The organism is Pseudomonas sp. GM80 (assembly GCF_000282515.1).
In the GTDB taxonomy this organism is placed as follows: Bacteria; Pseudomonadota; Gammaproteobacteria; order Pseudomonadales; family Pseudomonadaceae; genus Aquipseudomonas.
Map to the genome: position 1 here is coordinate 1 of NZ_AKJD01000089.1, position 13,230 is coordinate 13,230.

15 protein-coding genes and 1 pseudogene are annotated in these 13,230 nt (G+C 58.1%); 6 read left to right on the forward strand and 10 right to left on the reverse strand.

The window, feature by feature from the left end; all coding sequences use genetic code 11:
- Positions 1-79 precede the first annotated feature (79 nt).
- Positions 80-958: a LysR family transcriptional regulator gene (locus PMI37_RS15240; protein ID WP_008082319.1), complete on the reverse strand. Its 879-nt coding sequence runs from the start codon at positions 956-958 to the stop codon at positions 80-82.
- A gap of 121 nt (positions 959-1,079) precedes the next feature.
- On the opposite strand from PMI37_RS15240, the gene PMI37_RS15245 reads away from it, so the two are divergent.
- The 4 genes from PMI37_RS15245 (at position 1,080) to PMI37_RS15260 (ending at position 4,345) form a co-directional block, all read left to right on the forward strand.
- Positions 1,080-1,520: a PACE efflux transporter gene (locus tag PMI37_RS15245; RefSeq protein WP_008082320.1), complete on the forward strand. Its 441-nt coding sequence runs from the start codon at positions 1,080-1,082 to the stop codon at positions 1,518-1,520.
- Between the two features lie 125 nt (positions 1,521-1,645).
- Positions 1,646-3,070 carry an MFS transporter gene (locus tag PMI37_RS15250; RefSeq protein ID WP_008082321.1) on the forward strand — a complete coding sequence of 475 codons (1,425 nt, stop codon included), beginning with the start codon at positions 1,646-1,648 and terminating at the stop codon, positions 3,068-3,070.
- Positions 3,071-3,222: 152 nt separating this feature from the next.
- Positions 3,223-3,774 (forward strand): hypothetical protein, encoded by a 552-nt coding sequence (locus PMI37_RS15255; protein WP_008082322.1) that lies wholly within the window; start codon positions 3,223-3,225, stop codon positions 3,772-3,774.
- A gap of 181 nt (positions 3,775-3,955) precedes the next feature.
- Entirely contained in the window at positions 3,956-4,345 is a 390-nt protein-coding gene (locus PMI37_RS15260; RefSeq protein WP_008082323.1) for a hypothetical protein, read from the forward strand.
- Positions 4,346-4,435: 90 nt separating this feature from the next.
- On the opposite strand, the gene PMI37_RS32515 is transcribed toward PMI37_RS15260, so the two are convergent.
- The 6 genes and pseudogenes from PMI37_RS32515 to PMI37_RS15285 all read right to left on the reverse strand — a co-directional run bounded on the left by PMI37_RS32515 (position 4,436) and on the right by PMI37_RS15285 (position 9,875).
- Complete coding sequence (locus tag PMI37_RS32515) at positions 4,436-4,975, reverse strand: methyl-accepting chemotaxis protein (RefSeq protein WP_232013121.1); 540 nt, start codon at positions 4,973-4,975, stop codon at positions 4,436-4,438.
- A 3-nt stretch (positions 4,976-4,978) separates the two neighbouring features.
- A pseudogene (locus PMI37_RS32520) lies at positions 4,979-5,755 on the reverse strand (PAS domain-containing protein); the annotation flags it as partial.
- A gap of 521 nt (positions 5,756-6,276) precedes the next feature.
- On the reverse strand, positions 6,277-7,290 hold the full coding sequence (locus PMI37_RS15270) for an ABC transporter substrate-binding protein (protein ID WP_008082329.1): 1,014 nt from the start codon (positions 7,288-7,290) through the stop codon (positions 6,277-6,279).
- On the reverse strand, positions 7,287-7,814 hold the full coding sequence (locus tag PMI37_RS15275) for a sigma-70 family RNA polymerase sigma factor (RefSeq protein WP_008082330.1): 528 nt from the start codon (positions 7,812-7,814) through the stop codon (positions 7,287-7,289). The genes PMI37_RS15270 and PMI37_RS15275 overlap by 4 nt, the downstream gene beginning before the upstream one ends.
- Positions 7,815-8,001: 187 nt before the next feature.
- Positions 8,002-8,793 (reverse strand): phosphate/phosphite/phosphonate ABC transporter substrate-binding protein, encoded by a 792-nt coding sequence (locus tag PMI37_RS15280; RefSeq protein ID WP_008082331.1) that lies wholly within the window; start codon positions 8,791-8,793, stop codon positions 8,002-8,004.
- 140 nt (positions 8,794-8,933) lie between these two features.
- Positions 8,934-9,875 carry a fatty acid desaturase gene (locus PMI37_RS15285; RefSeq protein ID WP_008082332.1) on the reverse strand — a complete coding sequence of 314 codons (942 nt, stop codon included), beginning with the start codon at positions 9,873-9,875 and terminating at the stop codon, positions 8,934-8,936.
- A 324-nt stretch (positions 9,876-10,199) separates the two neighbouring features.
- On the opposite strand from PMI37_RS15285, the gene PMI37_RS15290 reads away from it, so the two are divergent.
- The gene (locus PMI37_RS15290; RefSeq protein WP_008082333.1) at positions 10,200-10,607 is read left to right on the forward strand and encodes a GNAT family N-acetyltransferase; all 408 of its coding nucleotides are present in this window, start codon (positions 10,200-10,202) and stop codon (positions 10,605-10,607) included.
- Positions 10,608-10,688: 81 nt separating this feature from the next.
- Here the strand turns inward: PMI37_RS15290 and def are convergent, their stop codons facing one another.
- The 3 genes from def to PMI37_RS15305 all read right to left on the reverse strand — a co-directional run bounded on the left by def (position 10,689) and on the right by PMI37_RS15305 (position 12,538).
- On the reverse strand, positions 10,689-11,228 hold the full coding sequence (gene def / locus PMI37_RS15295) for a peptide deformylase (protein ID WP_008082335.1): 540 nt from the start codon (positions 11,226-11,228) through the stop codon (positions 10,689-10,691).
- A gap of 2 nt (positions 11,229-11,230) precedes the next feature.
- Complete coding sequence (locus PMI37_RS15300; protein WP_008082338.1) at positions 11,231-12,181, reverse strand: YihY/virulence factor BrkB family protein; 951 nt, start codon at positions 12,179-12,181, stop codon at positions 11,231-11,233.
- A gap of 165 nt (positions 12,182-12,346) precedes the next feature.
- Positions 12,347-12,538 carry a CsbD family protein gene (locus PMI37_RS15305; protein ID WP_008082339.1) on the reverse strand — a complete coding sequence of 64 codons (192 nt, stop codon included), beginning with the start codon at positions 12,536-12,538 and terminating at the stop codon, positions 12,347-12,349.
- Between the two features lie 199 nt (positions 12,539-12,737).
- On the opposite strand from PMI37_RS15305, the gene PMI37_RS15310 reads away from it, so the two are divergent.
- Positions 12,738-13,115, forward strand: coding sequence for a hypothetical protein (locus PMI37_RS15310; protein WP_008082340.1), 378 nt, complete (start codon positions 12,738-12,740; stop codon positions 13,113-13,115).
- Positions 13,116-13,230 lie beyond the last annotated feature (115 nt).

Here is a 13,230-nt window from a genome sequence, read left to right on the forward strand (position 1 = left end):
GTAGGAGCTGCCGCAGCCTGCGATCTTTTGATCTGATCTTTTAGAATCAACATCAAAAGGTCGCAGCCTTCGGCAGCTCCTACAGGGGGTTACCCAATGGCTCGACAAGGGCCAGCGCGCCTTTCTGTAAGGGCTGGCTCTTGAGCCACACCGCGTGCACCGGCATCACCAGGCCGTTTTCGATGTTGCGGAAATTCAGGCGTTTCAGCCTTCCGTTGTCCAGTCGCGACTGCACCACCGACAGCGGAAAATTGCCCCAGCCCAATCCCGCCTCGACCATTTCCATCGCCGTTTCCAGGCTGTCGGCACGCCAATACGACTGTGCCACCAACGGCCGCGTCTCACTGATCGGTAAGTCGCGACTGGCGACGATGATCTGCCGCACATGCACCAGATCCTCGAGGAACAAATCCTGCCCCTGCAATAACGGGCTGTCCGCCGCCAGCGTGGCGATCATCCGTTCGCTGCCGACAAACTGAAAACGCTCCAGCACGTTCATGCTCAACCCGGCGAACGCCAGACACACGCTGACCCGGCCGCTGTGCAGCATCGCCAGCACGTCATCCTGCGGCGCTGTCAGCACTTCGATATCGAGCAAAGGATGGCGCTCGGCGATCACTTTGATCGCCGCCAGCAAACGCCGCCGATCAATGTCCGCGACTACGCCAATCGACAACTTGCTCTCCAGCCCCAACGACAACTCCACCGCGTGCACTTGCAGTTGTTTGAGTTGTTCGGCGATCAGTCGCGCGTGCGGCACCAAGGACAACGCCATCGCCGTGGGTTGCGGCTCGCGATGGCTGCGGTCGAAGAGCAGATAACCGAGTTCGGCTTCCAGGTTGCCAATACTCATGCTGACGGCGGAAGGCACTCGACCCAACGCACGAGCCGCCGCAGAAAACGAGCCGCGTTCAATCACGGCTAGAAACAGCTCAATGCTGTCGCTGTTAAAATTCACGTCGAACACCTATCAACAAAACTGAAAGTAGCTGACTTTTTCTGTCAGCACTATTGAAGCTATCTTTCGTCGCCTTCGCCAGCCCTGCTGGCCAACAAACGGCAAGAAAGAGGCAATTCCCATGCAAGGCGTCAAACGCAAACTGGTCTACGTGTCGCTCTACGAAGTGATCGGCATGACCTTCTCCGCCCTCGGCCTGGCGCTGCTGTCCGGCACCTCCCCGGGCAGCACCGGGCCGTTGGCGGTGATCATCACCACCATCGCCGTGACCTGGAACTTCATTTACACCTCGCTGTTCGAGCGCTGGGAAAGCCGTCAGGTGTCGCGCACGCGCACGGTCAAACGCCGCATCGCTCACTCCGTGGGTTTTCAACTGACGTTGATCGTGTTCCTGATTCCGTTGATCGCCTGGTGGATGAACATCAGTCTGGTGCAGGCGTTTCTGCTGGATCTGGCGCTGATCATTTTCATCCCGTGCTACACGTTCGCCTTCAACTGGCTGTTTGACCGGATTTTCGGTTTGCCGGCCTCGGCGCTGCCCGATTCGGCGGCTGCGGCATAAATCGTTAATTGGTAAGCAGATATTGCGAGAAATCAGCGGTTTATCCGGATAAACCGCCGATATTCACAATCCGTAAACTCCGATAGCAGGCTAAGCTTTTCCATCAATAAAAAATGGACCTGCCCATGACTGCACATGCCTCCGCCGCCGCGCAAAGCGACGGCATCGACCCGATACGCGCCGCCCAACTGTCCGCCCGCATCGACCGCCTCCCGGCCGTCGCGACGATCTGGCGGTTGGTGGCGCTGCTGTCGATCGGTGGATTTTTCGAACTCTACGACCTGTTCCAGACGGCCTACATCAGCCCCGGCCTGATCCGTGACGGGATCTTCGCCACCGGCAATCAAGGCGTGTTCGGATTCTCCGATCAGGCGGCGTTTGCCTCGGCGACGTTTCTGGGATTGTTCCTCGGCGCCAGCCTGCTCAGCCCGTTGGCGGATCGCTTCGGCCGTCGCGCGATCTTCACCTTCGCGCTGGTCTGGTACACCGTGGCGACGGTGTTGATGGGCATTCAGAGTTCGGCGCTGGGGATCATCGGCATGCGTTTTCTGGTCGGCATCGGTTTGGGCATCGAACTGGTGACCATCGACGCCTACCTCTCGGAACTGGTGCCCAAACGCATGCGCAGTTCGGCGTTTGCCTTCGCGTTTTTCGTGCAGTTTCTCTCGGTGCCGGCGGTGGCACTGATGTCGTGGTGGCTGGTGCCGCAGGCGCCGTTCGGCGTGTCCGGCTGGCGTTGGGTGGTGTTGGCGAGCGCGGTGTTCGCGCTGTTTATCTGGTGGCTGCGCAAGCGTCTGCCGGAATCGCCGCGCTGGCTGGCGCAGAATGGCCGCTTTGATGAAGCCAACCGGATTCTCGATGGCATCGAAGCACGATGCGCGAAGGATCATGGCAAGCCGCTGGACGCTCCCGAAACCGTGCCGGTCGATGTCGAAGGCAAGGGTCGTTTCGCCGACATCTGGCAGCCACCCTATCGCCGTCGCGCACTGATGTTGATTGTTTTCCACATCTTCCAGGCCATCGGTTTCTTCGGTTTCGGCAACTGGTTGCCGGCGCTGCTCTCCGGTCAGGGGGTCAGCGTCACGCACAGCTTGATGTATGCGTTCATCATCACCCTCGCCTACCCGCTCGGGCCGTTGCTGTTCGTGAAGTTCGCCAATCGCTTCGAGAACAAATGGCAGATCGTCGGCTCCGCCCTCGGCGCAATGACCTTCGGTACGTTGTTTGCGCTGCAGACCAGCGCATTCGGGCTGATCTTCTGCGGCGTGATGATCACGTTCTGCAACGCGTGGCTGAGCTTCAGTTATCACTCGTACCAGAGCGAACTGTTCCCGACCAATATCCGCGCACGGGCAGTGGGCTTCTGCTATTCGTTCAGTCGCTTGTCGACGGTGTTCAGCAGTCTGTTGATCGGCTTTTTTCTCGACAGCTTCGGCACGCCGGGCGTGTTGGCGTTCATTGCCAGCAGCATGTTGATCGTGATGCTGACCATCGGCTGGTTCGGCCCGCGCACACGCAATCTGGCGCTGGAAAACATTGCCCATCGTTGAAACCTGGCGGTGATCCCCTGCCACCCAGCGGCAAAGAATGGCCGATCTCCCGTCCAATAGTCTGATCAAGCCCTTGAAGTAAAAGGTTTTATTCCAAGGGCATGGTATTTGCTGGGTATGGCCGTCAGTCATTACCTACAGGTCAATTCATCATGTTGGTCAGTGCCAAACAAATGGAAGTGCTGCCGCTGCCCAAGCGGTTAGCCGAAGACGCCACCGCCACGGCGGCGGCCGGTCTGCAAGGCGGCCTGCACGGCGCGATGCTGCAAACCCTGCAAAACCAGGTACAGACGCAAAGCACCGAAGCCACCAGCAAGGTGCAGGCTTCAGCCACGCAGATTGCCACCCAACAAGTCAGCGAAGCCACGCGCATCAGCGATAACGTCGACGAGGCGTTCGCCAAGACCCGCGTCAACCTGCAATCCACCGATGCCACTTCCGTCGCCGGCAAAAGCGCCACCGACGAGTTCAAGGACTACATGAGCAAGACGCCGGAACAGCGCCTGCGCGACAGCATCCTCAAGGACCTGGGCATTACCGAGGAAGACATCGCCAACATGCCGCCGGAGAAACAACTGGCGATCAGCAAAGAGATTGCCCAGCGTTTGCAGGACAAAATGCAACTGGCACAATCGGAGAAAGAGAACGTCAACGACGTCAAGGACAGCGACAAGATGGCGGATAAACTACTCGCTACGCTTTGACGTCGTCTGCAAAAAAAGAGCCCTGAATACGGGCTCTTTTTTTATGGCCGCTCTTCTGGATGGCGGCAGATAACGACGCTACCTGTAATTTCTGACAGTAGACGTCCAGGGCGGTGAAGCCAATGATCCGGGGGCGGGAACAATAAGATTCCCGCCTCACTGCAGATATAAGGAGATATCCATGGTTAACACCCTTAACGCTAAATTTACCCTGGCGGGCGCCCCGGCAAGGGCAGACTACGCGGCCACGTCGTTTATCGTCATTCCGAATGCGCCGCCTATTCCTACCAAAGTCATTCGAACCAATGACAATCAGGGCAAAACCCTGACGTTCGAATTCAAAGACGGGATCGATACCGACACTCACATACTTGATGACCTGACGGCATCCATCATTTATGCCGATAACTTATATTCAGTGTCCAAAGATCTGACGGGAATGCTTGAAGTAAATCTTCTGGAGGGCACCTATAAGGGCAATTTCAAAGCAATCCTGCCGGATGATTTTGGTAGGGAATGGCAAGTTGAAGGCACCATCGATATTACTGTTGAACCGCTAAAAAAGGCTTGAAGTTCCAATAGCGACTTCCAGGTCTCGATACCCACTGGCGCTCATTCCTTGCCGTCCTCTGGCCAGGAATAAGCGCTTTTTTCAGCGGGTTCAGTTTAGTTGCAGGGTTTCATTGAACTGACTGATCGCATCCACCACATGCCGTGAGCCCTGCTGGATTTCCTGAATCACCGCCCCCGCCTCATTCGCCAGTTCCACGCCAAGCCCGGTGCGGCTCAGACTCGATTGCATGCTCGACACCGCGCTCAACGACAAATCATGGTTCTTGCGCACCACATCGACAATCTCCAGCGTCGCCTGGCTGGTTCGTGCCGCCAGGCTGCGCACCTCGTCGGCCACCACCGCAAACCCGCGCCCGTGTTCGCCGGCCCGCGCCGCCTCGATCGCAGCGTTAAGTGCCAGCAGGTTGGTCTGATCGGCAATGCCGCGAATGGTCTGGACGATGGTGCCGATGATGTCCGACTGCTTGCTGACCGCATCGATACTCACTGCGGCTTCGTTGAGGTCGCGGGAAATGTCCTGGATGATCTGCACCGTCTGCTGCACGACTTGCGAGCCTTTCTGCGCACAGGCGTCGTTTTGCACCGACGTGCTGTGGGCCGATTCGGCAGCGTTTTGCAGGGTGGTCATCTGATGGGTGATGTCGCTGGCGAACTTGACCACTTTGTACAAGCGGCCCTTGGCGTCGAACAGCGGGTTGTACGAGGCCTCCAGGTAAACCATCTGCCCGGACTTGTTCTTGCGCTCAAAACGATGGGAGTGATATTCGCCGCGATTGAGCGATGCCCAGAACGCCTTGTACTGCGCCGACTCGGACTCAGACCGATGACAGAACAGGCTATGGTGATGGCCGACGACTTCGTTGAGCGAGTACTGCATGGTTTTCAGAAAGTTGTCGTTGGCAGTGATGACATTGCCTTCCGGGGTGAACTCGATCACCGCCATCGAGCGACTGATCGCCGCGAGCATGCTTTCTTCTTCGTGTTCCTTGTTGACCCGGGCGGTGATGTCCGCCGCCACTTTGATCACACTTCTGACCTGTTTATCCGGGCCGTAGACGGGCATGTAACTGGCCTCGAGCCAGACTTCCTTGCCGCCCTTGTTCAGGCGCAGAAACGTGCCGCTGATCGGTTCACCCCGGGCCAGGTCGCGCCACAATTTGGCGTATTCCTCACTGCGGTAAAACGCTTCTTCGCAAAACACCCGGTGATGTTTGCCGCGCACTTCTTCAGCGCTGTAACCCATGGTCTTGCAGAAATTTTCATTGGCATCCAGGACGATGCCGTCAGGGCTGAATTCAATCATTGCCATCGAACGGCTGATCGCCGCCAACTTGGCATTGGCCTCGGTCAGGGCGCAGCTGAAGCGCTCGATTTCCTGCAGGTCAGCCTTGTGATGTAGGTTGAACATGGTTGTATCACCTTCCGCGCGGACTTTTGATTTGATGAAAGTTCAGTTCTTTCACGATCCACCACTACGTTCCACAGAACAGGCACACGCATTCCTCCACGGGAGGAAGTTGTCAGGTGATAAATGATGATCAATCGGAGTGTCCATGCAGCGACGCTCTAATCAAGACATCCTTCTCTTGATAGCCCGCACGCGGGCCAGCCCTAACGCGTTGAAGAACTTCCATGTACAAGATGCTCCTTGTTGGTTCAGTGTCGGTGCCTTGACTTGCGCACTCTGGCAGCATGAATTCCTGCACTAACCGTGCACGGTCGACATAGTTAGTTACAGGGGAGCATAGTCAGCGCGAGGCCGTGCGCAAGGCCACTAGTCGGCCAGACTCTGGCACTTTTTGCACAAAAAACGGTTCAGCGAGAAATGCATTCCCCCTGTAGGAGCTGCCGCAGGCTGCGATCTTTTGATCTTGAAAAAAATCAAAGTCAAAAGATCGCAGCCTGCGGCAGCTCCTACAGGGGGCGCGGTTAGAGGTTGGTGCTGACTTGGGTGGCTACTTCTGCCGGGACCCAGGGCTTCCAGACTTGGGGTTGATTGCGCAGAAACGCTTCGGCCACTGCCCGCGGCTGTAAGCGTTTTTCACTCATTTGCGCCAGTGTCTGGTTCAACAGATCAATCGGCAGATCGACCTTCTCGAAAAACGTCACCAGCTCCGGATACTGCGCCTTGAACGGCGCCGACACGCCAATTGCCAGGCTTGCCGGCATCGAGCGGGTGCCCTTGGGGTTGGGGTTATTGGCATCGGCCAGGGTTTTCCAGGCCTCGGCATCGAATGGCGGCTCTTCCAGTTTCACCAGTTTGAAACGCCCGAGCAGCGGCGTCGGCGACCAGTAGTAGAACAGCACCGGTTTGCCGCGCTTGATCGACGATGCCACCTCAGCGTCCAGCGCCGCGCCGGAACCGGTGCGGAAGTTGACGAAGCTGTCGTTGAGCGCATACGCCTTGAGCTTCTGGCTGTTGACGATCTCTGAGGTCCAGCCGGTCGGGCTGTTGAGGAAACGTCCGCGGCTCGGGTCTTCCGGATCGCGGAACAGCTCTTTGTAGCGCGGCAGATCCGCCACCGATTTCAGCTCCGGTGCCAGAGCCTTGATCCCCCGCTCAGGGTCGCCCTTGATCACATACTCCGGCACCCACCAGCCTTCGGTCGCGCCTTTGACCGTGTCACCAAGGCCAAACACCTTGCCCTCGGCAGCGGCTTTGACCCACGCCGGACTGCGCCCGGCCCATTCTTCGCCGATCACCTGAATATCGTTTTTGGCCAGCGCTGCCTCCAGGCTGACGGTGCTGCCAGGCAATGTGTCGGTCGGGTAGCCGTAGCCTTTTTCAACGATCAGACGCAGCACTTCGGTGATGAAACTGCCGCTCTCCCAGGTGATATCACCGAAGTGAATCGGCGCGGCTTTCTCAGCCGCCGAGACGGCGCCGACGCTCAGGCTCAGCGCCAGCAACGAACGGCCGAGCAGGGTTTTGATCGATCTCATGCAGACCTCTTTTCTTGTAGGAATTGACGGGCGCTGTGGCGATTGCACAGGGCCTGGGAACGGCTCATATAGACGCTGACCGAACGTTGCGAGATGCCCAGTTCAGCGGCGATTTGCGGATAAGTCAGGCCGTCGATGCGCGCGAGCAAAAAGGTCGAGCGGACTTTGCCGGGCAGCCGCTGCAGGCTGCGATCGAGGCGAGACAGTGCCTGACTGAAGTGCGCGATGTCTTCCGGGGATGCGCTGGTTTGCGTCTCGATCGAGGGCAAATGCCGCCGCTCCAGATCAGCATGGCGCCAGCGCTGGAAGAGCAAGCGCCGGGCAATGGTCGTCAGCAGTGCGCGCGGTTCGCGAATCGCTTGCAGCGCAGGGGCTTCGAGCAGTTGCGCGAAGGTTTCGGCAGCGATGTCTTCAATACTGGCGGCGTCGCGCAGATGACCACGCAGGTAGGCGCAAAGCCAGTGGTGATGGGCGCGGAACAAGCCGTCGAGGTGCTGGCGATGAGAAAGGTCGGCGCCGGACATAGGGGCTCCTGGGTTAGGGGTCGCTGAATGTCCGGTGTTCCGGTGGCGCGATCGTAGCAAAGCGCCTTATGCATTAATAATATTTAAATATCATTTTTATATTCGATTATGGAATACAAGATCAAAAGATCGCAGCCTTCGGCAACTCCTACAGGAGTATGTAGGAGCTGCCGAAGGCTGCGATCTTTCAACGCAAGCCGCTATATCCCAATTCCTGCGCCTCACGCTGATAGTCGAGCACCACCCGATAATCCCCCTCACCCGCCATCAAAACTTCAGGCAACCCCAAGGTTTGCACGACATCCGGCAGTTCGCGCAGTGACTGATTCATCACTTGCCGCAATCGCTCGACCTGTTCCTCCGTAGCACTGGCAACGGTGATAAAAGGCAAGGTCGGACTGAACGCACTGCGTCCAACAACACGTAATCCCCTGACTTCCTCAGGCGCATGCCGCGCGAGGTAGGCGAAGGTGACGCTGTCGATGGCGGCCAGATCAGCGCGTTTCTCACGCAGCCAACGCAGGCTCTCGCGATGTCCGCCACTGATGCCGACCGAGGAGAAAAACCGCCCATCCCGATGCAGCGGGGCGAGGCGTTGACGCAACAGGTTCATGCCGCTGTTGGAGTCGTCGCTGTTGATCACGCCGCGGCTGTGGCGAAAGGCTGGCAAGGTTTCGCGTGGATCATCGACGCGGCTGAGGATCAGGCTGCAATGGTTGCCGGCGCTGGCATCGGGGAGTTCGTAGCGCGGGCGGCCGATCACTCGAACCTGGCCTTTTAACGCTGTCATCAATGGATAACCGCAGGTTTGTGTGAGCAGCAAATTGGGGGATAGCCAGAGTTCGGGCAATGACAGGGTTTCAGCGTTCAGGCGTGTGTGGCCGAGGTGCTCAAGGATGCGCGCGAGCCAGCGCTCGTTGGCCACGCGGATGGGCTCGGGGGCGGTGTACATGAGGAGTTCGGCGTGGTGTTGGGTCATTCACATATTCCCTGACAACGAATGTCCAAATGTAGGAGTGAGCCTGCTCGCGATAGCAGTGGGTCATGCACAGTAGATGTCATAGACAGACCGCTATCGCGAGCAGGCTCACTCCTACAGGGGACGGTGGTGGTTTTGGCTCAGTGATAGGGATGCTCGGGGCTGTCGATTGGTTTGATGCCATGCTCGCGCCACAACTGCCCGTACCCTTGCACCAGAAACCCGCCGCTGCGCGCCAGCCACTGCTCGCGATGTCGCCAGTAGACCTTGGGCAAGTCGTACCACGCCAACCCCGGCAAATCGTGGTGCACCAGATGAAAGTTAAGGTTGAGAAACAACCAGCGCCACGGCCACGCGGCTTCGTTGAGCACGCTGCGCTGCTGCGGTTGCGCGTGCGGACGATGTTCATAGTAGGAGCGAATCATCGCGATCGACAGTGCCGGCACGCTGATCAGCAGCACGTAATGCCACACGGGCAGCGCACTGTAGCGGGCGATAAATCCGAGCATCAATAAGGTCAGCGCGCCGTGGGTCAGCCACATCAACCACGCCTGGCGCTCGGCGTTTTTCAGCCGTTGCAGTTCTTCTGTGGCCAGTGCGATCAGTGCCAGCGGCGCACCGATCACGAAGCGACCGAGTACGGTTTTGTTCAGCCAGTGCAGGCTGCGCGCGAACAGTGGACGGCCCTGCCAGCGTGCAGCGCTCAGGTAGCGGCTTTCCGGATCGACGCCGGGCACGGTCAGGTCCTCGTCGCGGTGATGCAGCAGATGGCTGTCGCGATAGAGCGTGTACGGATACCACACCGCAAACGGTGCATAACCGAGGATTTTGTTCAGCGCTTTGGAGCGGGTCGGATGGCCATGGAGCAATTCGTGCTGCACCGACAGCCACAACACCAGCAGCGGAATCAGCAACAACGTACTCAGGCCGAGACCGAGCCTATGGCTATTGAGAAGGATGGCAAACCAGCCGCCATACACCGCGATCAGCAGCAACCAGGTCGGCCATTCGGTGCGGGCAGTGAAGCGTTGGCGCAGGGTTTCGATGTGTTGCCGCTGGGCGGCGTCGAAATAATGGGGCATGGCGTTGCTCGCTGCGGGTTCCTTCCCTTTCTGTGCAACGACCACCGAGAATCTTGCAGATTATTTTCAATCAACAGGGAAGCCCGAGAACCGGGCTTCCGAAAGGCGTGATCAGTGACCGAAGATGTCGACTTTCTTGGCCTTCTTCTCCGCACGTTTTTCAATCGCGGTCTTGGCCGGTTTCTTCTTCGCGGCTTTTTTTGAATCCATACCTTTGGACATGATGCGTACTCCACTCACAGGGGATGTGAGGTCAGGTATACACCTATCCACAGGCCCGCGTTCTTTTATAATCGCCGCTTTGCCCAGCGACAGTCAGACCCCATGCCCGATACCCAGTACAGCCTGCTCGACGCGTCACTCTGGCCGTTGATGAACAAGTTTTACCGCAGCCACCAGTCGTCGATGAAAGCGGTGCGCGAGGCGCAATTGTGGGTGGCGCGACGGGGCGAGATTGTGGCGGCACTGTGCTTGCGGCCGGTGGCGGGAGGGCATTGGTTGACGGGGTTGTTGGTTGATCCGCAGTGCCGAGAGCAAGGGCTTGCCGCACAATTGATTGCGGCGGCGGTGCAGGATGTGACGGAGCCGGTGTGGCTGTTCTGCCATCCGGACTTGCGTGGTTTTTATGAGCGGCGCGGGTTCAGTTATGACCCCGCCCTGCCGCAAGCGATGGCAGAGCGATTGAGCCGCTATGCGCGGAGCAAGCCGATGATTGCGATGGGCCTGGGGTGAAGATCAAAAGATCGCAGCCTTCGGCAGCTCCTACACCTATCCCTGTAGGAGCTGCCGAAGGCTGCGATCTTTTGATTCTGGTTAATCGTCAACCGTGGGATCGAGATCCGGAAACATCACTTCGGTGAAGCCGAACTTGCTGAAGTCGGTGATGCGCGACGGGTACAACCGGCCGATCAGGTGATCGCATTCATGCTGCACCACCCGCGCATGAAACCCCGAAGCCACGCGCACAATCGGCTCGCCCTTCGGATCAAAACCCTCGTAGCGAATCTGCTGAAAACGATCCACCGCACCGCGCAACCCCGGCACCGACAAACACCCTTCAAACCCCTCCTCCATCAACGGATTCAACGGCGTGATCAGCGGGTTGATCAGGATCGTCTGCGGCACCGCTTCGGCGTCGGGGTAACGTTCGCTGTGCTCGAAACCGAAGATCACCAGTTGCAGATCAACGCCGATCTGCGGCGCGGCCAGGCCAACGCCGCCGACACTCTCCATGGTCTGGAACATGTCGTCGATCAGTTGCCACAACTCGGGGCTGTTGAACATTTCCGGCGGCACCGGCGGGGCGATGCGCAGCAGGCGCTCGTCGCCCATTTTGAGAATTTCACGGATCATGATCAGACTTCGTCAGTGTCCGGCTTGAGCGAATGATCGCGGCCCAGGCCCGAGACGTGTTGTTTGGGTTGTTCATCGAGTTCGCCGGGGACTTTTTCGCCCGCATCCTTGCCCTCGCTGGACATGTGCTCGATCACCGCGTTCATCTCCGCACCGAGCAGCAGCACCGCGGCGGAAATGTAGAAGTACAGCAAGAGCACGATGATCGCCCCGATGCTGCCATACATCGCGTTGTAGTTGGCGAAGGTTTTCACGTAGAACGCGAAACCCAACGAGGCGATGATCCACACCACCACGGCCAATACCGAGCCCGGCGTGATGAAGCGGAATTCCTGTTTGACGTCGGGCATCACGTAGTAGATCAGTGCCACGGCAACCATCATCAGAATCACGATCACTGGCCAGCGTGCGATCGTCCAGATTGTCACGATGACTTCTTCCAGACCAACCTGCGCGGCAATCCAGCCCATCACTTGCGGCCCGAGCACCATCAATGCGGCGGCCACCAGCAACATGCCGGCAATGCCCACGGTGTAAAAAATCGACAGCGGGAAACGCTTCCAGATCGGCCGCCCTTCGACCACGTCATACGCGGCGTTCATCGCGCTCATCATCAGGCGCACGCCAGCGGAGGCGGTGTACAGGGCGATAACGATACCGACCGAGAGCAAACCGCCCTTGGATTGCTGCAGCTGGTCGATTACCGGGTTGACTTGCTCCAGTGCCTGCGGCGGCAAGACCAGTTCCGATTGCAGGCGCAGCCAGGAGAAAAAGTCCGGCAGGTGCAGGAAACCGATCAGGGCGATCAGAAACAGGATGAACGGGAACAGCGAGAACAGCATCTGGTAGGCCAGTGCCGAGGCGTAGGTCGACATTTCGTCATCGACGAATTCAGTGACCGTGCGCACCATCACCCGGTGCAGGGGCAGACCTTTCATGTCCGGAAATATCATTCGCGTCTCCTTTCGCCGCTATACAGGTTTGAAGTCGTGGCGACTCAGGGGCCGTTTTTTACATCAAGGTAGCCTGTTTGGCGAACCTTGCCGGGTGTCAGCAGGATTTCGACACAAAAACGGCCATCCTTGGATGGCCGTTCGTGTGTTTCGTTCAAGGCTGGATTACGCCTTGTCGACGCCTTTCTTGACCGCGTCCTTGGCTTTGCCGACTGCTTGCTGGGCTTCGCCTTTCTTCTCTTGAATCTTGCCTTCGGCTTGCAGCTTGGTGTTGTCGGTGGCTTTACCGACGCCTTGCTTGACGTTGCCGACTGCTTCGTTGGCCATGCCTTTTACTTTATCGCCTGTGCTACTCATGGTGTTTCTCCTTGGTGCAATTAGGGGGAAAAGTCAGTACGTAATGATTGACTGGCCGGGTTTGCGCCAAGTTTCATTTATTTTTCGCCGGATCATTTCGTCGCGACGAGCAGGTTGGGCTTTATGTTTGGGTGCATTGCCACGAGAATGCGCAACATATGGGCGCCGTGCGCCAATGAACCGATCCCGCAGGAATGTTATGAAACTCGATAAAACGCTCGCCATCGCCCGTAGAAACAAGGAACTGGGTGGCGCTGTGCTCGGCACCAACAACTGCCACTTCGCCGAACTGAACCGCAACCGCAACATCTGGTGGTTCGACCTGCCGGTGTCGCGTCTGGCGATTGGTCAGTACGAGTGGATTCACCTGCTGATGCACACGCCGGCCACCGACGAACTGCTGCACCTGAAAGTGCCAACGGTGTTTTTGCGTGAAAAGCTCGAAGGGCTGGTGATTCGCAATGAAGGCAAGCGCAAAGCGGCGTTGAGCCTGGAATTGAGTGCGGACAAGGATTCGTATCTGCAGGACATGCGTCCGGCGGGGACCAACGTGAATTTCGCGCCGTTCCGTCAGTAGCCGAAAAGCTTCGCGAGCAAGCCCGCTCCCACACTGATCGTTCCCACGCTCTGCGTGGGAATGCATCTAGGGACGCTCTGCGTCCCAACAATTCTGGACGCAGAGCGTCCGGGGC